The sequence below is a fragment of the Dyadobacter beijingensis DSM 21582 genome, assembly GCF_000382205.1.
In the GTDB taxonomy this organism is placed as follows: domain Bacteria; phylum Bacteroidota; class Bacteroidia; order Cytophagales; family Spirosomataceae; genus Dyadobacter; species Dyadobacter beijingensis.
This window is the reverse complement of record NZ_KB907788.1, coordinates 1,059,956-1,081,570: the sequence shown is the minus strand read 5'-3', so window position 1 is coordinate 1,081,570 and position 21,615 is coordinate 1,059,956. Positions and strand designations below refer to the sequence as shown.

At 52.6% G+C, this 21,615-nt stretch carries 10 protein-coding genes; 1 reads left to right on the top strand and 9 read right to left on the bottom strand.

Annotated features, from left to right (window positions below):
• Positions 1-4: 4 nt before the first annotated feature.
• The 9 genes from H144_RS0118025 to H144_RS0117985 all read right to left on the bottom strand — a co-directional run bounded on the left by H144_RS0118025 (position 5) and on the right by H144_RS0117985 (position 19,228).
• Positions 5-886 (bottom strand): hydroxypyruvate isomerase family protein, encoded by an 882-nt coding sequence (locus H144_RS0118025; RefSeq protein ID WP_019943496.1) that lies wholly within the window; start codon positions 884-886, stop codon positions 5-7.
• A 39-nt stretch (positions 887-925) separates the two neighbouring features.
• On the bottom strand, positions 926-1,822 hold the full coding sequence (locus H144_RS0118020) for a hydroxypyruvate isomerase family protein (RefSeq protein WP_019943495.1): 897 nt from the start codon (positions 1,820-1,822) through the stop codon (positions 926-928).
• 199 nt (positions 1,823-2,021) lie between these two features.
• Positions 2,022-4,718 carry a c-type cytochrome gene (locus H144_RS0118015; protein ID WP_019943494.1) on the bottom strand — a complete coding sequence of 899 codons (2,697 nt, stop codon included), beginning with the start codon at positions 4,716-4,718 and terminating at the stop codon, positions 2,022-2,024.
• A 250-nt stretch (positions 4,719-4,968) separates the two neighbouring features.
• On the bottom strand, positions 4,969-6,480 hold the full coding sequence (locus H144_RS0118010) for a RagB/SusD family nutrient uptake outer membrane protein (RefSeq protein WP_019943493.1): 1,512 nt from the start codon (positions 6,478-6,480) through the stop codon (positions 4,969-4,971).
• A gap of 38 nt (positions 6,481-6,518) precedes the next feature.
• The gene (locus H144_RS0118005; RefSeq protein WP_229207937.1) at positions 6,519-9,659 is read right to left on the bottom strand and encodes a SusC/RagA family TonB-linked outer membrane protein; all 3,141 of its coding nucleotides are present in this window, start codon (positions 9,657-9,659) and stop codon (positions 6,519-6,521) included.
• A 642-nt stretch (positions 9,660-10,301) separates the two neighbouring features.
• Positions 10,302-11,729, bottom strand: a complete 1,428-nt coding sequence (locus tag H144_RS0118000) for a DUF1501 domain-containing protein (RefSeq protein WP_026350789.1) — start codon at positions 11,727-11,729, stop codon at positions 10,302-10,304.
• 177 nt (positions 11,730-11,906) lie between these two features.
• A complete protein-coding gene (locus tag H144_RS0117995) occupies positions 11,907-14,213 on the bottom strand; it encodes a DUF1549 domain-containing protein (protein ID WP_019943490.1) in 2,307 nt (768 codons plus the stop codon).
• A 321-nt stretch (positions 14,214-14,534) separates the two neighbouring features.
• Positions 14,535-16,040 carry a RagB/SusD family nutrient uptake outer membrane protein gene (locus tag H144_RS0117990; protein WP_019943489.1) on the bottom strand — a complete coding sequence of 502 codons (1,506 nt, stop codon included), beginning with the start codon at positions 16,038-16,040 and terminating at the stop codon, positions 14,535-14,537.
• Positions 16,041-16,051: 11 nt separating this feature from the next.
• Positions 16,052-19,228, bottom strand: coding sequence for a SusC/RagA family TonB-linked outer membrane protein (locus H144_RS0117985; protein ID WP_019943488.1), 3,177 nt, complete (start codon positions 19,226-19,228; stop codon positions 16,052-16,054).
• A 457-nt stretch (positions 19,229-19,685) separates the two neighbouring features.
• On the opposite strand from H144_RS0117985, the gene H144_RS0117980 reads away from it, so the two are divergent.
• Positions 19,686-21,596 carry a T9SS type B sorting domain-containing protein gene (locus tag H144_RS0117980; RefSeq protein ID WP_019943487.1) on the top strand — a complete coding sequence of 637 codons (1,911 nt, stop codon included), beginning with the start codon at positions 19,686-19,688 and terminating at the stop codon, positions 21,594-21,596.
• Positions 21,597-21,615: the final 19 nt, after the last annotated feature.

Sequence of the window (21,615 nt, the reverse complement as noted above, 5' to 3'; positions counted from 1 at the left end):
ACATCTACGCCACATCACAAATCCCGACACACTGCTTCAAAGAAGCCAGCGGCTCGCGCTTGGGAATGAATTCCTGTGCGACAAATCCTGTGTAACCGGTTTCGACAATGGCTTTCATGATCGCCGGATAATATAGTTCCTGGGTCTCGTCGATTTCCGCGCGGCCGGGGACGCCGCCGGTGTGATAGTGGCCAATGTACTTGTGATACTGCTTGATGGTCGCGATCACGTCGCCCTCCATGATGGACATGTGGTAAATGTCGTAAAGGAGTTTGAAATTTTCGGAACCGACCATTTCGCATAGTCCGGCGCCCCAGGATGTGTGGTCGCACATGTAGTCGCGGTGGTTGACTTTGCTGTTGAGCAATTCCATGATCATCGTGATCCCGTATTTTTCAGCGGACGGCATCAGGCGGCGCAGCCCGATGGCACAGTTCCGCATGCCGTCGTAGTCCGACATGCCACGGCGGTTGCCCGAAAAGCAGATGACGGTTCTGTAACCTGCTTCTTTCAGTTTTGGGAAAATCTCTTCGTAGCTTTTGACGAGTTCGTCGTGCAAAGCCGGGTCGTTGAAACCTTTCTCGATTCCCATGCCGGCGCCGTTCGGCAAGGCGCAAGTGAGCCCGTACTTTTTCAACGTCGGCCAATCTTCCGGGCCGAGCAGCTCGATGGACGTGATCCCGATCTTCTTGCATTCCTGCGCGAACGTGTCGAGCGGGATTTTCCCATAGCACCACTTGCATACCGAATGGTTGATCTTCCCATTGAGTTTAGCACCCAAAACCGATTCGTTTTTTGCAAAAACTTCCGAGATCGACATGGCGCCGGCCGCTCCTGCCGCTGTTCCGGCGACGATATTTTTTAATGCGTTTCTTCTTGTTGGCATAATATAAAATCTTGAATATCAGTGTTTGGTCAAGCCGTTTCAGGCAATGTCGCAAATGGTAACGCCCTGTTTCAGCGATGCCAGATCATCGCCCCGGCTGGGAACGAACTCCTGCCCCACGAATCCTTTGTAACCGGTTTCAACGATGGCCTGCATGATCGCCGGGTAGTACAGCTCCTGTGTCTCGTCGATCTCGTGGCGGCCCGGTACGCCGCCCGTGTGGTAATGCGCGATGTATTTATGGTACTTCTTGATCGTCGCGATCACGTCACCTTCCTGGATCTGCATGTGGTAAATATCGTAGAGTAACTTAAACTTCTCTGAACCAATGGCTTCGCAGAGGGCGGCCCCCCACTCTGTCCGGTCGCACATGTAATCCTTATGGTTAACCTTGCTGTTCAGCAGTTCCATCACGAGGGTTACATTATGCTTCTCGCAGGTCGGAATGAGCTTGCGGATGCCTTCGGCGCAGTTGCGTATGCCGTCGTAGTCAGACATGCCGCGGCGGTTACCCGAAAAGCAGATGATTTTATCATAACCGGCGGCGCGAACCTTCGGGATCACATCTTCGAAGCCTTTGATCAGCTCTTCATGATTTTTGGGATCGTTGAAACCCTTGTCGATGCTGCGGGTAAGGCCTTCGCCCCAGGGCAATGCGCAGGTCAATCCGTATTTTTTGATCACCGGCCATTCTTCCGGTCCGAGCAATTCAATGGAAGTGAGCCCGATCTTCTTGCATTCCTGCGCGAAGGTTTCGAGCGGGATTTTGCTGTAACACCATTTGCAAACCGAATGGTTGATCTTGCCATTCAGCTGCGGCCCCAATGCTTTTTCAGAAGCGGCAAACGCGCTGGCCAGCGACGAGGAAAATGCAGATATTCCTGCGGTGGCAGCCAGGTTTTTCAGGGCCTTCCGGCGGGATGAAATTTGAGTCATTTATTGTGTAACTATCTGGTGTAATGGAGATTAAATGATATTCAGCGCATTTAAACCGGAATGCTATATACGATGTCCGGCCAGCCATAAAAAAGTAGTGATGCCGCCGGACCGGATCGCCTTTGGAGGCTGCTGGTCAACACGCGACACCACTATCTTAAGCCTAATAAATTATAATCTACTCAAAAAATCGGGCGATCTATTTTCCGCTTTTCGGGGCGGAAGATTCGGTATAAATCGGGTTGTTTTTGTTGCCGCCGGCCATCAGGTAAGCGACCAGGTCTCTCAACTCATTCGGGTTCAATCCGTTGATCAGGCCTGGAAGCATCATGGATACCGGCGAGATTTTGCTGGATACCACATCTTTCTTGGCCACCTTGCGGATCGTTTTCGGATCGAACGGGTTTTGAGAAACATAATAGAAATTGGCATCCTGGTTCACCTCGCGGCCAACGATCGACTGCCCGTCTTTCATTTCGAACGAGATCGACGCGTATTGGTCGGACACCGCCTGGTCGGGAACGATGATCGCTTCGAGCATATCTTTTACCGAGAAGCGGGTTCCCAGCTGCGTCAATTCCGGACCGACGTCGGCACCTTCGCCCTGGATCGTGTGGCAGCGGCTGCAAAGAACGGCAGAGAATATTTGCTTACCACGTTCGAAATCGCGGTTGCTCAGGCTGTCCTTGACCAGTTCTACCGCCTGGTCTACCTTCCACGCACGGCCTGGGCCTTTCGGAGTGTAGAGCTTCACGAGGTCGTTACCTGTCCCTGTAAGTAGTTCTGAACCAGATAGTTTGTTGTAGTATGCGACTTTATCGCCAGGTACGTTTTTCAGTGCAAGCTGACGTGCCTTATCGATAAAGCCGATGTAGCTGCGGCCGCCCTGGAAACTGAACGCCTTGTGGAACCATTTGAAATACTCCTCACGTGCAGCCGGTGTCCAGCCTGTTTTCGCGCTGCTCAGCATGATCGCGTAGAAAGTCTGCTGCTGCGGCGGCATTTTTTCGAGCAGGCCTGCCAGGTCGAGACCATACTGCGGGTTACGCAGGATAAGGTCCGCCGAGGCAGTTACCATTTCGTTATCCTTGTCGTCGAACTTCTCGTTTTTCGCAATCAATGCAAGGGTTTTTTCAACCGCTTTCGGCGCCTCGATCGTGATCAGGATTTTGGCTAAAAATCTGTTTTGCAATGCATTAGCGGACGGATACTTTGGATTGAGGTAGGCTACTAATGCAGCCTTTGTAGCCGCGTCGGGCTGACCTGTGCGGTACAGGATCACTTCTACGGCACGCAAAAGCGCTTGCTTGTTCAAGTCGTCCAGTTTCGCGTAATCGATCGTGGTCAGTTTTTTCAACAGGGGCCCTCCTACTTTGCTTGAATCACCCTGGCGACCCAATGCGATGGCGGCATAGATAATGCTTTGCGGATCTTTTTCAGCGTAAACTTTACTCTCCCATTGGCTAACAGGCTGGTGTTCAATCGCCAGTCTGCCTGCATAGCGAAGGAAACGGTCCGGGCTTTTCAGCAATGGCCATGCCTGCTCGATCGCTTTCGGATCTTTCTTTACATGGTATTCCTCGATCGCCGTGCGTTGCTTGTGTTCGTTGGTAATGACCGGAGTCGCTACGTTAGAGCCTGGTGCAATGTTCTTATAATCAACATAATACACGCGGTACAGATCCGATTCGAGGCGACGGCCGCCTGTCAGGAAGTACAATGCACCATCCGGGCCGATAGCACCGTCGGTCAATGGAAGCGGCGCGCCTGAGAGGAATTCCTCGTGGTCGGCAGTGTAGGTCGAGCCGCTCGGTTTCAGGTGCAGACCGTGAACGATACCAAACGACCAGTCGAATGCGAGCAATGTGTTTTTGTATTTCGCAGGGAAGCGTGCGTCTTTGAGGTAAATCAGGTTGGTCGGCGATCCCTGACCGATGTTCATCACCGGTGAAAGGAAGTCGGCGAATGCAGGCGAAGTATTCGCCGAGCCGGTTCTCCATCCGAACTCGCCGCCGCTTACCGCGTGGCAAACGCGCGTCGGGCGGTACCAGGGCGTTCCGAAATCCCATTCCATATCCGAATCGTAGGCAAACAGGTCGCCGGCTTCGTTGAATGCGATGTCGTACGGGTTACGGAAACCAGCCGTGTACAATTCCCATTCTTTTCCTTCCGGGTCGGTATGGGCGATCCACCCGCCAGGCGCATTGCGATCGGTGGCGTGGCCGCGCGGGTCTTTGATGAATGGGAAAAGGTTGTCGTTTTTCCAGTTCGGCATCAGCCGGTAAATGTCCATTTTAGGCAGGTCGGTAAAGTTACCGGCCACTACAAACAGCGATTTCTGGTCCGGTGCCATTACGATACTGTGCGGCCCGTGCTCTCCCTCGCCTGTCAGCGGCTTGATGAGCGTGATCTTGTCGTACTGATCGTTATTGTCCGTATCCTGCAAACGATACAAGCCGCTGCCTTTCGGGAACCGCGCGTTCGAGCGGTTGTTGATCATGACGTACAAGCTGTTGAATGCATACAGCAAACCGTGCGCGTAACCCATTGCCACCTTTGCCGTATCTCCCTCTATTTTAAGCGTTTCCACCTGCGGTTTGTCGGTGGAACCGATGGCTGGCAGCACAAGGCGATAGAGTCCTCCATACTGATCGGAGGTGATCATCCTACCCTTGTTGTCGAACGTCATGGATACCCACGAGCCGTTCTTTTCTTCCGAAACACTGTATAAATGGTCAGCCTTGAAGCCGTCGGGAAGTTTCAGTTTGTCAGCCTTCGAGCCGGGAGGACGGTGTTTGGCGGTTCGGTTACTTAGCATCACTCCACAGAAGACCCCTACGGCGAGCAGCACCGCGAGCGTCATCGGAAGTTTTAACCATTGTTTTTTTGTGTACATTTTACAGCTCAGAGTTTAAGTAAATATGATTAGATACATGGATGAAGCACAGGGATGCCGGCATAGCCGGGCGTATAACCTTCTTAAATAAAGCAAACTAAAACTTCAAATAATCTGATAATTGCAATATTAGATCGAAACATCGACGGGACTATCCTGTTCTGTGGGGTATCCGGCGGATAAGTAGGTTTCTAATGAAAAAAGTGCAGCGAGCTCGCGCCTGCTGCACTTTTTTATTCTTTTACATCCATCAGAAATGTGGCGTCAATGCGGCTTCGACGGCTGGCAGACCATAATAGTCGTCCAGAACCGTGAATGCATTCGGCGGCGGCACGGCTCCTTTCGGGAAGTAGTAGGCAGCCGGATTGGCTTTCACTTTCGCACCGTAAGCTCCGATGATCTCTTTCACGCGGCCGGTGCGTGTGAGGTCGAACCAGCGTTTGTTTTCAAATGCGAGTTCCACCCTTCTCTCCTTGAAGATTGCCTCACGCATATCCGCCTGCGAGGCAGCCTTGCTGGCAGCCAGTCCCGCACGTGTACGAACCTGGTTCAGGTAAGTGGCCGCGTCCGCTGGTTTTCCCTGTTCGTTCAATGCTTCGGCGAGAAACAGCAGCACTTCTGCATAACGGTAAACCGGCCAGTTCTGGCCTGTGTTCTGGTGGATCGAATGCGGCCGCGCGTATTTCTTAATATACGGATAGCGCTTGTTCTCCACGGCCGATCCGCTCAGCGTTACATATCCGATCGAAATGTCCTTTCTCTTATCTCCGTCCTCGTAGGCGGCGATCAGGTCTGGCGTCGGGATATTGTTGCTTTCCTGGGAGGTTTGCTGTGGATTGGAAGTACCGGTGATCGGCGCGATCTCGGCAGCAGTGATCGGAGACGGAATGAACCGGTATATCTGGTTGCCGTTGTATCCCGACGATCCCTCCATATACTGGATTTCGAACAGCGACTCCTTATTGTTTTTGTTCGTAGCCGTGAATGAGAATGCGTCGTTATAGTCGGGCATCAATGCGTAATGGCCGCTGGTGACAATTTCTTTCAGCAACGGTTCAGCCAGCGCCCATTTCTTTTGGGTAATGTAAAGGTTGGCCAAAAGCATTTTCGCCGTACCCGACGTCACGCGGCCCGCTTCCTGTTTGGTTTTGTCGAACAGGCCCGTGATGGCTTCTTTCGCATCCTTCTCTATTTGCGCGTAAATTTCTTCGGTGGATGACAATGGCAATGCAGCATCGTCGCGGCCGGTTACCGGTACGAGGTGAAGCGGCACTTTACCGAACAGGCGCACAAGGTCGAAATAGGCGAATGCACGCAGGTACAATGCCTGGCCTTTGAGGTTACCCTTCGAGGCCGCATCGAAATTCACCCCGTCGATCAGCGCCAGGATCTGATTGGTTCTCGCGATAATGCGGTAATTCAGCCGGTATTGCACGAGCACGTTGTCATTGGCCGTGACGCCATTGGCAGTCGGTACCGCGAAGTCCGCGACGTTTTCCGTCGGGTCCACCGCACCGTACAATATGTTACGGGCATAATAGGTATTGTCGGAATGCATTTCTTCCAAAACCCATGCACGCTCGTTGTACATCTGGCGGAATGGCTCGTAGGAAGCATTAACCGCCTGCTTGAAATCGCTTTCAGACACGAAGAAGTTATTGGAACTCAATGCGGTTTCAGGGTTCACCGTGAGAAACTTGTCCCCGCATCCTGCCATCAAACCTGCTGCCAGGACCCACACCGCTATATATTTTGTTTTCATTTCTGTCGGAATTTAAATGAACTGTTTTACAAGTCAGGTTAGAAGTTCAGGTTCACACCCAATGTCCAGGTACGTGGTACAGGGTAGTTCGAAAGATCGACCCCCTGGCTCAGGTTGCCACCGTCGCCCTGTCCGTCGCCCTGTGCGCTGGTTTCAGGGTTAGGTCCGCCCCAGTATTTGGTAAATACGTAAACTTGCTGCACGCTGGCATACAGGCGCGCCGACTTGAAGAACTTGTTGATACCGCCCAGGTTATAGCCCAGTGTAATGTTCTTGATCGTGAAATAGGAAGCATTGGCCAGGAAGTGGGAGCTGTTCCAGTCACGTTCCACCCCGGTGTAGTTACCACCATTGTTGGTTGCACCGTACATGCCTTTTCCAGGGGTAATCACCGTCGTCGCTTCGGCAACACCCGTAACCGGGTTCACGGCATTTCTTACACGGAAACGGTCTTTCGCACCGGCCACCATGTTGAATACACCGTCGAGGTTGGCCGTGCTGTAAAGGTGGCGTACCCAAAGCTGGTTACCCTGCGAGCCTGAGCCGACGATCGAAAGATCCCAGCTGCCATAGCTGAAATTGTTGGTCAAGCCGTAAGTGAATTTCGGGAACGGGCTACCGATAATCGTGCGGTCATCTGCGTCGCCGCCGTTGGTGATCACACCATCGCCATTCACGTCCTTGAACTTGATGGTACCGATTGCAGAACGTCCCGGGATGATCGGCGTAGAAGCGAGTTCTTCCTTGCTCATATAGAATCCTTGTTTCACCAGTCCGTAGAACTGGCCGAACGGCTGCCCTACCTGGGTAATGTGGAACGAACCATACACGCGATCGATGCCCGGCGCCAGTTCCATGACCTTGTTACGGTTGAATGAAATGTTCGCATTGGTCGTCCATTTCAGCTTGCCTACCAGGTTACGGGTAGTCAGGGCTATTTCGTGGCCCCAGAATTTGATTTCACCGATATTGTCGTTGAAGTTACCAAAACCCGCTTCCTGCGGAATCTGCACGGCGTAAAGCAGGTTGGTTGTCCGTTTGGTGTAGAAGTCGTAGATCAGCTGGATGCGGTCGTTGAACAAGCCTACGTCCAAACCAGCGTCAAATTGCTTCGTAGTTTCCCAGCCCAGGTTGCTGTTAGACAGCGACGTTACCTGCGCACCGGTAGCCACGGTGCTTCCGAAAACGGAATTGGTGGTGTTGTTAACCAATGCATATTGCGTGTAGTTACCGATGTTGTTGTTACCGATCACCCCGTAGCTCGCACGTGCTTTCGCAAATGAAACTTTCGGCATCGACTGCATAAAGTTTTCATCCGAGATTACCCAGCCCACCGACGCAGACGGGAAGGTACCCCAGCGGTTGTTGGAGCCGAATCGGGAAGAACCATCCGCCCGTACCGCAGCAGTGAAAAGGTATTTGCCTTTGTAATTATAGGTCAAACGCGAGATGTACGACATGAGCGCCCATTCGTTTGCACCATTAAATGTGTTCGAGCCTGAGATACCATTCACGTTAAATGCGCCGCCACGGTCGATGTTGATCGCACCCTGAATTGTCGGAAGGCGGTCGTCGGTGTAGGTGTTCGCAGTGATACGGTCAAACTCCTGACGGAAGCGCTGTTGTGTAAAACCGGCCAGCAACTCGAAGTTGTGGTTGCCATTGAAGGTGCGGTTGTAAGTAGCAAGGTTTTCGTTCAGCCATGAGAAGTTCTGGTAGTTCTGGCGGATCGAAACGGCTGTCGTCGGAACCGGCGTGTTGATTGCGCTCGTAGCCGTCGACGGGTTGAAGAAGAAGAATTTGTTAGACTCCTGCTCTACGTTAATGGTCGATTTCAGCGTCAGCCCTTTAATCGGGTTATACTGAATATAAGCATTACCGAGCAGCTTGTTGATCTTCGTTTCGTTCGTCAGCTCGTTTGCGGCACGTACCCAGTTGGGATAATCGAAGATGTTGCCGGTTCCTTGCGGGAAGTTATTGTATTTCGTCAGCTGGCCGTTTGCGTCGTAAATAGGCATTACCGGCCAGGTGTGCAATGCATTGAAAAGCACCCCGGTACCGCGGTCGCCGTCGGTTCTCGGTGTGTTGTCATACACAAACTGAGGTGCGAGGTTGAAACCGATTTTGACTTTGCTTGAAATGTCGTACTCGGTATTCATACGCAGTGAATAGCGTTTGTAATTGTTATTCAGCACCACGCCTTTCTGGTTGAAAACACCCGCTACCAGTGAAGTCCGGAGGTTTTCCTTGTTCGAGCTGATGGTCAGGTTATAACTCTGAATGGGCGCCGTGCGCAGCAAAGCGTCGTACCAGTCATTGTTGGAATTGGCGTATTTCTCGGGATTCTGGAATGGTTCGGGAACAGGTTTCAATTCATCCTCATACATTTCTTTTTTGAACTGGGCGAATTCCTGTGCATTCAGCATTTTAACACGGCCTCTCATCGGGACCTTCTGAATACCTGCGAATGCATTGAGGCTCACGCTCGTTTTGCCCGGAGTACCGCGCTTCGTCGTAATCAGCACTACGCCGTTAGCCGCACGCGAACCGTACAATGACGTCGAGGCAGCATCTTTCAGAATGGTAATGTCCTCGATTTCATCGGGGTTCATCTGGCCGATGGTACCGGTGATTGGGAAGCCGTCGATAACGTACAACGGGTCGCTACCGGCGGTAACCGATACCTGGCCGCGGATACGTACAGACATCCCCTGCCCCGGCTTACCGGTCGTCTGGTTGATCTGTACTCCGGCGAGACGCCCCTGCAACTTCTGGGTCACCTGCGATACCGGAATGTCTTTTAGTTCTTCACTCTTCACGGTCTGCACCGCCCCGGTAATTTCTTTTTTCAACTGGCTACCGTAGCCCACCACCACTACCTCGGTGAGTGCTTTGGCATCCGCTGCCAGCTTCACGTCGAGTGTCGAGGCGGAGCCTACCGGTATGTCCTGCGTGAGGAAGCCTACGGAAGAAAATGTGAGAATGCCGCCCTTATCGGGGACATTAATGGTGTAAATACCTTCCGCATCGGACACGGTACCGATCGTCGTGCCTTTCAGCACCACGCTCACACCCGGCAACTTTTCGCCGGTGTCGTCGGTGACTTTTCCTTTGATCGTCCGGTCGGCAGTGATGTGGCTGCCTGTCAGCGGATTAGGGTTAAAATTATTATCGGCCATCGCATTGAATCCGCAAGCGACTCCAATGAGCGCCTGGCCCACGGAAAGTTTCAGGATTGAATTCAATCGTGCACAATAAGGAAATTGTCGAAATTGATTCATAAGCTTCATTTTTAGATTTAGTAATTAGCAGAGGCCCCGAACATCTTGTGAAATGCCCGAGGTATTGAGGTTAATCGGTTAAGCTCTTTATTCTCATAGTCATCGGTTTAAGTGAAAAATTGATCGGGATTGGGAAAGATCAGCGGTGCTGAATGATTCGAAATTATCGTTGTCGTCTGATAGCGAAACCGGCATGGCTATCCCTCTATATGCATCGGGAGGCCGGAAGATTTAGCGTTGATGAGGATTTGGAATACTTTAAGAAATAAATGTCTTGTTGACGTATAAAAGACAATTATTCATGCTTAAAGTAACATTTATGCAATACTAGAACGAATGACAGAACAGACTGTCCTGCTCTGTCTGGTTTTGATTAATATTTATTTAGCCTGACTTTTTAGGATATATTTGATATATAATCACTAAAAATGCCCTTGCTGCCTGGTACGGAAGCGGGCTTATGCGGCAGGTATGAGGTGAGGTAGTAAGAAGGGAATATAGCCGGCAGGTGCAATGCCTGCCGGCCGGGAGAATGGTATGTCAGGCGAGTAAGTCCTTTACAGCCACACCCTTTCCATCAGGCGTAGTGTAGAACGGCCGCTTCTCGATTTCGTACTGGGTATCCGGCGGAATGCCCAATGCATGGTAAATGGTCTGGTGAATGCCATCGACCTTGACCGGGTTCTCGATCGTCTTGCACGGGCGTTCGTCGGCGGTCTTTCCATACACAAAACCTTTTTTGATCCCGCCCCCAAACATCAGCATCGAGCAGCCGTCGGTGAAGTGGCGGTGCATGCCGTAGAATTTGAGGTCCGAAAGAATGTCCGGCTGGGCCACCTGCTCTTTCACTTTGGCATCCGGGCGGCCTTCTACCATCATATCGCGGCTGAATTCGCTGGCGAGGACAATCATCGTACGGTCCAAAAGACCTTTTTCGTCCAGGTCCTTAATGAGCTGGGCAATGGGGCCGTCGATCTGCTTTTTCATATCCTGCAAGCGTGTATGCCCGTTTTCGTGGGTATCCCAGCCTTTGAAAGGCTCGTATTCCGTAGTCACGCTGATGAACCGTGCGCCTTGCTCGGTCAGGCGGCGTGCCAGCAGGCAACCCAGCCCGAAACGGCCGGTATTATAAATGTCGTAGCTCTTTTTCGGCTCGGTACTCAGGTCGAAAGCCTTCGATTCCGGGGAATTGAGCAATGCATATGCCTGCTCCATCGACCGTTTCAGCGACTCGCGCTGGTAATCGCTGCCAAACTCGCCCACCGGACTGTTATTGATCAGTTCATTATAAAGCTGGTTCCTGCGCTCAAAACGTTTCGCGTCCATCCCCACGGGCGGGCGCACGCTGTCGAGGCCCTGGCTGGGATCGGGGATAAAGAACGGCCCGAATTCATTGCCGAGGAAGCCTGCCGTGTGGAAGGCTTTCAGCTCTTCGGCCTCTCCTACCGTGAAACGCTGGCCAATGTCGATGAATGCCGGAATGACGGGATTTTTAGGCCCCAGTTCCTTCGCGATCCACGAGCCGAGATGCGGTGCGGCGACCGTCTGAGGCGGCTCATAGCAAGTATGCCAATGATACTGATGCCGCGAATGCAGGATATGCCCCATGTCCGCAGCCACGTAGGAACGGATGAGCGTACCCTTGTCCATCACCTGACCGATCGACTGCAACCCGTCGGAAAAGTGAATGCCGTCGAGCTTGGTCGGGAGCGACTTGAATGTACTCAAAACGCGGTTGCCTTCCATGTCCTTTTCGAAAGGCGTGTAGGCTTTCGGGTCGAAGGTTTCGGTATGCGCCATCCCTCCTGCCATCCATAAAAGTATTACCGTATCGGCGGTAGAATTGGCTCCTGCCTTGCCCCGGCACGAGGAAAGCAGGCTCGATATGGGAGCTCCCGCGGCGAGTGCTGCCATAGTAGCTGCGCTGGCCCGTTGCAAAAACTCCCTCCTATTCCATTGAACGCTCATTTGAATATCTGTTTATTTTATTGTATTCCAAATAGTTATGAATTTTGTCATTTTATACTTTAAATACTTTTAATATTTATAATTATTACTTAAAGTTTCATTCTTACTAAATATTAAAACTGTATTTAAAGTCTTACCCATTTGATATTGCTGATACTATTTGAATGTATCAATCATCTAATAGATCAGCTGGAACTCCGGTACCAGCGCAATGGCCCAGACCAGGTCCTGGATGCCTTCTTCGCTGGGCTTCGGACCGAGGATTTTCTTCGCGGCGGCGAGCTCCTTCGGCACCGGCGCGCGGCCTAATGCATTTCGGTAAAGCGCCGTCACGAGCGAGTCGGACGTCGGGTATTGCGACTTCCATCGCTTCGAACCCGCCTTCAGCGTCTGGGTAAATTTCGAGCCGTTGGTGAGCTCCAATGCTTGTAGCAGGTTGGCCTGCGACGTCCGGCTGGTACTGACGGTTTCGCGGTTCGGGCGGCCGAGAGACGTCAGGAACGGATCGTTTTTCACAAACGCCGCGCGCGGGAATGGCAGGCGCTGCTGAATGTCCTCGGGCAGCCTTTTGACAGCCAGCGCGGTGTCCGCGTACATTGGCGTGAAAGCTGTACTGATCGCATCGGCGAACTGCTCGGCGGTCAGTCTCCGGCGTACCATTCCGGTGAATTTGTAATCCGTCGCCATGATGTCGCCTGCTTCCTTCACCGACGACGAGGGTAGCTGGTAAGTCTTCGAGGTGACGATCGCGTAAATGAGTTTCTTCACATCATAGCCATTGGTCACGAAGTCGGACGACATCCAGTCGAGCAGGTCCTGGCTCCACGGCAGGTTATCCATTGCGTCCACCGGTTCCACAATGCCCCGGCCCATGAGCTGCGCCCATACGCGGTTCACGAGCGTCCGGTACAAGCGCCCATCTTTCGGCTGGACGAGGAAATCGGCCAGCTGGCGGAGGCGTTTCTCCGTGCTCGCATTGATTTCGATTTCCCCCAGTTCGGGATACAGTATCCGGGTACCGGCGATTTTGCCCGTTGGCTTATCGCAGCGGTTTATTTCCAGCAACGTATCGGCGAAGATGTTGGCGAATGCGTATGCGTCGGCCAGCTTCCAGTCGCTGATGAAGCTGTCGTGGCAGGATGCGCATTTTAAGTTCAAACCTAAAAACACCTGCGCCACATTCTGGGCTGCCTGCATTTCGGTCCGCTGGCTGGAATTGATGTTACCGCGCCATTTAATCCCTTTGATAAAGCCTTCCGATTCCTTGTCGGGGCTGATGAGCTCTTTCACGAACCAGTTGTAGGGCTTGTTGTTCTGCAAACTGGCGTAGAGCCATTTCGAAATGCCGAAGCGGCCGCCGGTAATGTAGCCTGTACCGTCGTAATCGTTGCGGAGCGCATCATTCCAGAATGTCATCCAATGTTGTGCGTAATTATCGTTTTGCGCAAGCAGCTCGCGGGCGAGCACTTCGCGCTTGTCGGGGCGCTTGTCAGCTACGAATGCTTCCACTTTTTCAGGCGGGGGCAGCAGGCCGATAATGTCGAGATAAACGCGGCGAATATACACGTGATCGTCTACGACAGGCTTCCATTCGATTTTGTTCTTTTGAAAATACGCATTCACAAACAAATCGATAGGTTGTTTGAGCTCGCCCGTGGCCGCAGGTACCTGTGGCGTGCGCGGTGCGAGTTCGGCCACGCGGTAAATGCTCTTTTCCTTGCCGTCCGGCCAGGGAGCGCCTTTTTCAATCCAGAATTCGAGCAGTTTAATCTCTTTCTCCGTCAAGCGCTTGCCTTTGGTAGGCATGGCTTCCTTGTCGCCTTTGGGTAGCGAAATGCGGCGTATCAGCTCGCTTTTGTCGGGATGATTGGGTACTACCACTACGCCGTTCTCGCCGCCTTTCATGATAGCCTCTTTGCTATCCAGCCGGAGGTCGCCTTTCATTTTGGTTTCGCTGTGGCAGCTGTAACAGTTGTGAGCGAGGATGGTGCGCACTTCCACATTCAGGTTCTGGATTTGCTCGGGCGTCAATGCGCCGTTGTTGGTGAGCACGAAGTCGGCCTCGGTTTCGCCTTTGGGCTCGACGGTTTCATTGCCGGGCAGCACGCTCGTGAGGTAATCTTCGCCATGTGTGAGCATGGCGCCGTAATGACCGGCAAACGACACGCCCAGGACGGTCGTCAGCAATAGCCCGCGGAACAAGGCCCGGTTACCGGCCCGCAATGTAAATGCGGTAGCCAGGGACAGCACCATCGTGGCAATCCCCGCCCAGCGGTGGATTTCGAGGTTGGTACCGCTGGAATCTTCGGAGCTGGCGAGCAGCAAGCCGAAAATAACGGCCACCACGGCGCTTCCGGCGCTGATCCACGTGATAATGCGCGTTCCGTCGCGCAGCACCGTGGACTTGTGCTTCCAGTCGATGAGTTCAAAGAGTAATGCAATAGCCAGCAGCCCAATGGGGAAATGGACCAGTAAGGGGTGCAATCGTCCTAAAAATTGCCAAAGCCAAAAAGTTTCGGTTGCTTGGAGTAACACAGTTCAAGGGGTTAGTGGTTTCAGGAATACCGGCGGGGATATTCCGCAATTCATACAATACTAAAATGCATTCGCAGGAATAGTATCCTGTTCTGTCTTGCTACAAATAATTAATATTCATCATTTTCTTAAAAGTGTTATATAACAATGTCCTGGCTTATCGGATTGTCTATTAGGTTTATAACGTTTCTTTTCATGGATTAGTTATAAAATTTAACAGGAGAGACATATCGACCATGTCTCTCCTGCTTATTTTACGCGGTCAGTACATCAATACCCGGCATTCTGGGTCAATTTAGGATTGATCAGAATTTGCTGCGCCGGCAATGGCAGCACGTATTCGTTCTCGGTGTAGACATAGTCTGTCGAGTTGAACGGCACATTACCGCGGTCGACGGTCGGCTTCGCGCGCTCCTGTGCACCGTGCGCATTCATGAATGCGGCCCACTCGGCCGCTGTTTTGGTACGTTTCAGGTCGAACCAACGGTGGTTTTCAAATGCCAGTTCCAGCCTTCTTTCCTTCAAAACAGCCGTGCGGAATGCTACCTTGTCAGCAATGGCAACGTCCGCCAGGCCGGCACGTTTACGGACCTGGTTGAGATAGCCCAGCGCTTCCGCATTCGCACCCGATTGTTCGTTGATCGACTCGGCCAGCATGAGCAGCACGTCGGCGTAGCGCAGTACGGGCCAGTTTGTATTAGTCCGGTTCACGATGGTATGCGGGTAGTTGTATTTGGCCACATAGGGCACGGGGTACACTTTACCGTCGAGCGTGAAGCTGGGTTTCAACGAAATATCCTTTCGAAGATCACCTTTTTCATAGGCGGCCATGATGTCGTTGGTCGGCACATTGCGGCCGCCATTGGTGCCTGCCGCATAGCCGGTCACCGCGCCCTTCGATACCCGCGGAGCAAATACATATTCGAAATTGCTCCATTCGCCCAGGTCGTTATCGCCCTGGTACTGGATTTCGAAAATCGATTCCGGGCCATTCTTCTTGGCCGGCGCCGGGTCGAAGTTGTCGGCGTAATTGGCATTCAGCGTGTAGCCCAGCGTGGTCACCTGTTTCAGGGTGGTCACCGCGTCGGCGTATTTTTTCTGGGTCAAATAGGATTTGCCCAGCAAGCTCAGGGCAGCGCCTTTGGTTGCACGGCCTTTGTCGGCAGCGGCTGCGTACTTGTCGGGCAATGCGGCTGCGGCCTCTTTCAGGTCCTTCTCGATCTGCGCCCACACTTCCGCCTGAGGCGCGCGCACGAGGTCGAACGCGGGGTCGGGCGTGGCGAGCGTGGATGTGACGATAATGACGTCCCCGAAGTACTGCACGAGGTTGAAATACATATAGGCGCGAAGGAATTTGAGCTGCCCTTCCACCTCTTTCCGGCCGTTGTCGCTCATGGTAGCGGCTACCATTTTTTCCAATGTCAGGTTGCAGTTGTACATCGCTGCATAGTAGCCGTTCCAGAGGTTGGCGACCTCGCCGTTTCCGGAGTTGACCGTCCCGAATTCAAATGCTTCCCAGCCGCCGGCGCCGCCACGGTCGGACGGGTTCAGGTCGAGCGTGGTATTGTCCGTCTGAAACTCGCCGAACAGATAGCCCGTATTGGTAAGGCTCTGGACCTGGCTGTAAACCCCGCTCAACGCCTGCTTTACCTGCTCTTCGTTTTTATAAAATACATCCACACCTACTTTCGTCGGGTCGGTCTGGTTGAGGAAATCTTCGCTGCATGACGACAGACACAAAGCCAATGCAATTCCCAGTATCGTTACTTTTTTCATCTTCGTCAATTTTAGAAGTTAACTTTAATACCCGCGGAGAACGTTCTTGGCACCGGATACGACTCATCGTCGTTGTTAAGCTCGGTCCCGGCCCGCACACCGGCGTCAGGGTTGTTGCCCGGGTATTTGGTGATGAGCAGCAGGTTGGCGGCATTGATGAAGATGCGCGCATCGGACAGGATACCGTCCACTTTCGGCAGCGTATAGCCGATCGTCACGTTCTTGATCCAGGTATGGCTTCCGTCGTACACATAGCGCTCGCTGCTCTCGCGTGACCATTTGAAATAGTCCGTACCGCCCTGCGAGTTTTTCGCATTCGGGTTCGAGCCGGGGTTTTCAGGTGATCGCCAGCGGTCTTTCGCTTTTTCCAGCACGTTAAAAACGCCGTCCATGTTCATCGTCGAAGCTTCGATGTTGCGGTAAATGTCGAATTTGTGCGCACCCATCAGCAACACGCTCACGTCGAAGCGTTTGTAATCCGCACCCACGGTCCATCCCCAGTTGAATTTCGGGTTCGGGTTGCCGATTTCGGTCATATCCTTGGTATCGTACGAAACGATGCCGTCCGGGCCGCCGTCAGCCGCGCCGTGCAAATCGGCAAACTTCATCGCACCCGGCACCGCGCCTTCCTGCAATGGAGCTGCGTCGATCTCGGCCTGGGTGTTGAAAATGCCCAGTTTTTTGTAGCCGAATATCATCCCGATTGGCCGGCCTACCTGCTGGATGTTATACCCGCCGTACTGGCTTCCTTGCAGGATAAAATCGTTCTGCCCGCGGATTGCGAGGATCTTGTTCCGGTTGAACGTGATGTTCGCATTCGTGCGGAAATTCACCTGACCGATTTTCATCCGGTAGTTTGCCGCAATCTCGACGCCCTGGTTCTGCACCTTTCCGAGGTTTTTCAAAGTGGAAGTAAAACCGGATACCGCTGGAATGTTGTAACCCAGCAACATGTCGTCGGTAATTTTTTTGTAATACTCTACCGTAAACACGAGGCGGTTGTTAAATGTCGACATGTCCATACCGATGTTCAGCTGATTGGATTTTTCCCAGCTCAGCTCGGAGTTGGCGAAACGTGTCACCGTTTTACCCGGCGACAGTGTGTTGTTGAACACGTAGTTGTTCAAACCCAAAAACGCAAGGCTGGCGTAGTTACCATCGTCGCCCGCATTCTGGCCGGTACCGAAGTTATTGTTGGCACTCACCTGATAGGTGTTGTTACCCGTCATACCCCAGCTGCCGCGGAATTTCAGGTCGGAAAGCCAGGCCGCTTTGGGCATAAACGGCTCTTCCGACAGGCGCCAGCCTACGGATACCGCAGGGAAATTACCGAACTGGTGGCCTTCGCTGAAACGGGAGCTGCCTTCGCGGCGGAACGATGCCGAGAAAAGATAACGGTCTTTGAATGAGTAGTTCAAACGGGCGAGGTATGCAAGCATCGTCCATTTGCGCTCCATCGAGTTCGACGAGCGGATGGTAGCGTTGCCGAGGAATGGCGCAAGGTCGTCCGGGAAGGTGTTACCCGAGCCATACAAGCCCCTTACGATCTCCTGCTGGGCCGTGTAGCCTAGCATCGCATCCAAATGGTGGTTTTCGCCGAAATTTACATTGTAAGTCAGGAGCTGATCGGCCGTATAGTTACGCAGTTCCTCCATGTCGTCGCGCTCGGCAGCAATGCGCGGAGGCGCCCCGTTCGTGCCCGTCGCGATCGCGAGACCGATGGTCGAAGGCACATACTCCTTGTATTTGTTGTAATTGATCTTGGCATTGACCGAAGTCCTGAATTTCAGGCCTTTGGCAATGTTGAAATCAATATAGCCGTTGGCCAGCACATCGGCGATGTTACGGTCGCGGCTAATGGCTTTGAGCAGGTAAAGCGGGTTGGGAAAACCGAAAATGTCGCCCACGCCATTGTAGTATGGGATCAGGTCGCCCTTCTCGTCGTACGCCGGGTAACGCGGGTCGCTGATGAGCGTCAGGCCCACCAATGCGCTGCGGCCGTCCGTAGCCGCGAGGCTCGACCGCGAGTAGCTACCGGCAATGTTCACGCCCATCGAAATGAACTTGTTGACATCACCGGCGAGGTTGGTCCGCACCGAAGCACGGTCGTAGTCGGTGTATTTCAATGCGCCTTCCTCTTTGTAATAACCAATGGAAACCATCGACTTGATCGGGCCTTTACCGGATGACAATGAGACGTTTACGTCGGTGTAGGGAGCATTGTTGTTCAGGATGAGGTCAAACCAGTTGGTCGAATACTTGGTATCGGCCGGGTTACGGAAGTCAATGGGGATCTCCTCATTGGTGGGCTGTCGTTTGTTAGCCAATACATACCGGCCGATAAACACTTCTTTCTTGAACTGGGCAAAATCCTGGCCGTTCAGTACTTTGGTTTTCCGGCTGTCGGGCACATTCTGGATACCATGGTCGACGGAAATGTTCAGGTTTGTTTTGCCGTCCTTCGCGGATTTGGTCGTGATCAGCACTACCCCGTTCGAGCCGCGCGCGCCGTAGATCGCTGTCGAAGCAGCATCTTTCAGTACGGTAATCGTCTCGATATCGTTCGGGTTCAGGTTTTGACCTACCGAAATACCCACCGGGAAGCCGTCGATTACGTACAACGGGTCGCTGCCGGCACCGAGCGAGCTGATACCCCGCACTTTCACTTCGAATTGCTGGCCGGGCGTACCGCTTTTTTGTTTGATAATCACACCGGGGGCCTGGCCCTGGATCATCCGGGTGACGTTGGATTTGGGAACTTCACCGATATCCTCCATGCTGATGTTGGATACCGCAGACGTGATGTCGCGCTTGCGCTGGGTACCGTAACCCACGACGACCACTTCTTCCAATGCTTTGTTGTCCACGGCTAATTGAACGTCCAGCGACGTCTGATTTCCCACTGTAATTTCTTTTGGTACGTACCCGACAAAAGAAAAAACTAAAACGGGGCTGCCTGTTTCAGGCACATTAATGGTGTAACGGCCTTCGGTGTCGCTGACTGTACCGGTGCTGGACCCTTTCACGACGATGCTGACGCCGGGCAGACCGGTGCCGTTTTCATCGGATACTTTTCCTGCAAGGGTGCGGTCGGCGGTTACCGAAACCGGTTGCTTCAATGGCATAACGGCTGCCCGCGCTTCGTGTGCGCCGGACAGCATTACACCCAGCAATACCGAGCCAAGCATTACCTTGCGAAAGGAACGCAGCCCGGTATCGAATCTTAATTGTCGAGGTTGATTCATACGTCTAGGATTGGAATAGTTAATGATTGAATGGGTGAGTGTTCATACCTGGGCTTTCTTCATACGCGGGAATTTTGGTGAAACATGTGGGCAGAGGCGCCCGGAAACGGATAATAGAATTCAAACATATTGCCGGGAGACAAAATGGCTGGGCGTGAATGACATATCGGACTGTATGTTTGATATGTACAATTAATGATTTGAATTATATTATTTTACAATAGTATCGGTATTTGATTTTCATACTATCCTGTGCTGTCCGGTAAATCGGGAAAATTGTACGTTGACAATAATTAATTTAACGGTAGGTCTTATGTGAAAATTTAATGTGTTCTTAATCTGGACGTTCGCTTCTTATTACCTATTTTAGGGAATCGGTATAACCTAAATCCGGCACGCTATGTGGAAAGATATACGGTTCCGATTGCTCCTGTTCTCGCTGTTAGGCTGGTTTACGCCGTTAACTTATGCCAACCACATTGTTGGTGGCGAGTTGCAAATGAAACCGGCCGGGCTCGCAGGCCAATTCGAGATCACGCTAATACAGTTCTGGGACCAAAACAACCTCATTATCCCCACCCAGAACTCCCAGGGCAATCGCGACAACGAAGCAAAGTTGTACATTTACCAGAAGAGCGACAATTCCTACAAATCCTCCGTCACGCTCAAATACCTTAATACAGAACAGATAACCTATCAAAACCGCGCTTGCGCGAGCAGCCGGTCATTGAAAACTTCCGTAGGATACTACAAAGGAAGCATTTACCTCGATCCGGCGCTGTACACCGATCCGGGCGGCTACTTCATTGTCTGGGAACGCTGTTGCCGGAATGACGATATCAATAACATCGTCGATCCGGGCGACAACGGAATGGTATTTTACCTGGAATTCCCTCCCCTGTCGGTGCCCAATTCGTCACCCGAATTTGTGGCCCCGAATGGCCAGTACATTTGCAGCAACCGGCCTTTTGCGATGAACATGAGCGCTACCGATGCGGATGGTGACGAGCTCCGTTATTCGCTCGTGACGCCCATGCGCGGCACGACAAGCGCGACGCAGTCCACCGGAACGCAGGCGCCGAAGAAGTCATATCCACTGGTAAGCTGGGCGAACGGCATTAGTCTGGCCAATGTGATTCCAGGGTCCAGCCCGCTGGCGGTTAACGCAGCCGGCGAATTAACCGTCGATGCCAACGCGCTGGGACTCTACGTATTGACCGTTCAATGCGAAGAATACCGGAATGGCAAACGGATCGGCGTCGTGCGCCGCGACTTCCAGCTTCTGGTGATCGATTGTAACGACGATCAGCCCGAGCCGCCGGTAATCACTCAGAACGGCCAGTTGCTCAAAGAAGTTAGCTTTTGTCCCGAAGCACCGATCGAACTCTCAACGGAAAGCTCGCCTGAATGGGCATACCAATGGCAATTAAATGGGCTGAATATTCCGGGGGCGACAGGCGCCAGTGTGATGGTGAAGGATTCGGGGAATTATACGGTGATTAAAAGTTATACCCAAAAGTGCTCGCGCGATACCACGTCGTCTGTTGTGCATGCGACCTACACGGAGCCTGAGCCGGCGGTCATATCTGCGAACAAGGTGACGCTCTGTCCTGCCGACTCTGTGGTGTTGCTGGCCAACGGCGGTGTGATTGATACGGGTCAGAAACTGATCTGGCGAAATGGAAATATGCCGCTCGAATCCGGCGCGCCTGGGATTACGGTAAAGGAGCCGGGTACCTATATATTGGAAGTGGATGACGCGACACCTGGCTGTGCCGGCATGGACACGGTGGAGATTGGCCGGGATGAATTTACGGTATCGCTTCCAGAGAGCAAAGGCATTCCCGAGGGGGGCAAAGATTCGGTGACACCGTTACTTTCTCCCGACTTGGCAACTTACACTTTTCAATGGTCACCGCCGGAAGGTATCCTTTCTGGCACCGATCAGGCGACAGCCGAAATCTCACCCGTCCAGCCAGAACAGGTTTACCGCTTGCTGGTAACTTCGGTGAATGGGTGCATGGCCGAGGACAGCATTCTCGTGTATCTGGTGAAACGCATGTACATCCCGACGTCATTCACGCCTAATGGTGACGGTCATAATGATACGTTTGAAATATTCAATGCCGATGGGCAAATTGACCAGATGCGGATCTACAATCGCTGGGGCGTGCTCATTTTTCATTCGAAGGGTTACGACCAGCCGTGGAATGGTACTTATAAGGACTCGCCGGTACCTCCGGGCAGCTATCCATACGTGATCCGCGCGGCGGGGCGTGATATTTCGGGAACAATCATGCTTTTAAAGTAAAATTGAATCTGACAGCCCC

What these genes read in the sequence shown, in the direction of transcription:
- H144_RS0118025 (WP_019943496.1), bottom strand. Translation starts at nt 886, where the DNA reads ATGCCAACAAGAAGAAACGCATTAAAAAATATCGTCGCCGGAACAGCG.
- H144_RS0118020 (WP_019943495.1), bottom strand. Translation starts at nt 1,822, where the DNA reads ATGACTCAAATTTCATCCCGCCGGAAGGCCCTGAAAAACCTGGCTGCC.
- H144_RS0118015 (WP_019943494.1), bottom strand. Translation starts at nt 4,718, where the DNA reads ATGTACACAAAAAAACAATGGTTAAAACTTCCGATGACGCTCGCGGTG.
- H144_RS0118010 (WP_019943493.1), bottom strand. Translation starts at nt 6,480, where the DNA reads ATGAAAACAAAATATATAGCGGTGTGGGTCCTGGCAGCAGGTTTGATG.
- H144_RS0118005 (WP_229207937.1), bottom strand. Translation starts at nt 9,659, where the DNA reads ATGGCCGATAATAATTTTAACCCTAATCCGCTGACAGGCAGCCACATC.
- H144_RS0118000 (WP_026350789.1), bottom strand. Translation starts at nt 11,729, where the DNA reads ATGAGCGTTCAATGGAATAGGAGGGAGTTTTTGCAACGGGCCAGCGCA.
- H144_RS0117990 (WP_019943489.1), bottom strand. Translation starts at nt 16,040, where the DNA reads ATGAAAAAAGTAACGATACTGGGAATTGCATTGGCTTTGTGTCTGTCG.
- H144_RS0117985 (WP_019943488.1), bottom strand. Translation starts at nt 19,228, where the DNA reads ATGCTTGGCTCGGTATTGCTGGGTGTAATGCTGTCCGGCGCACACGAA.
- H144_RS0117980 (WP_019943487.1), top strand. Translation starts at nt 19,686, where the DNA reads ATGTGGAAAGATATACGGTTCCGATTGCTCCTGTTCTCGCTGTTAGGC.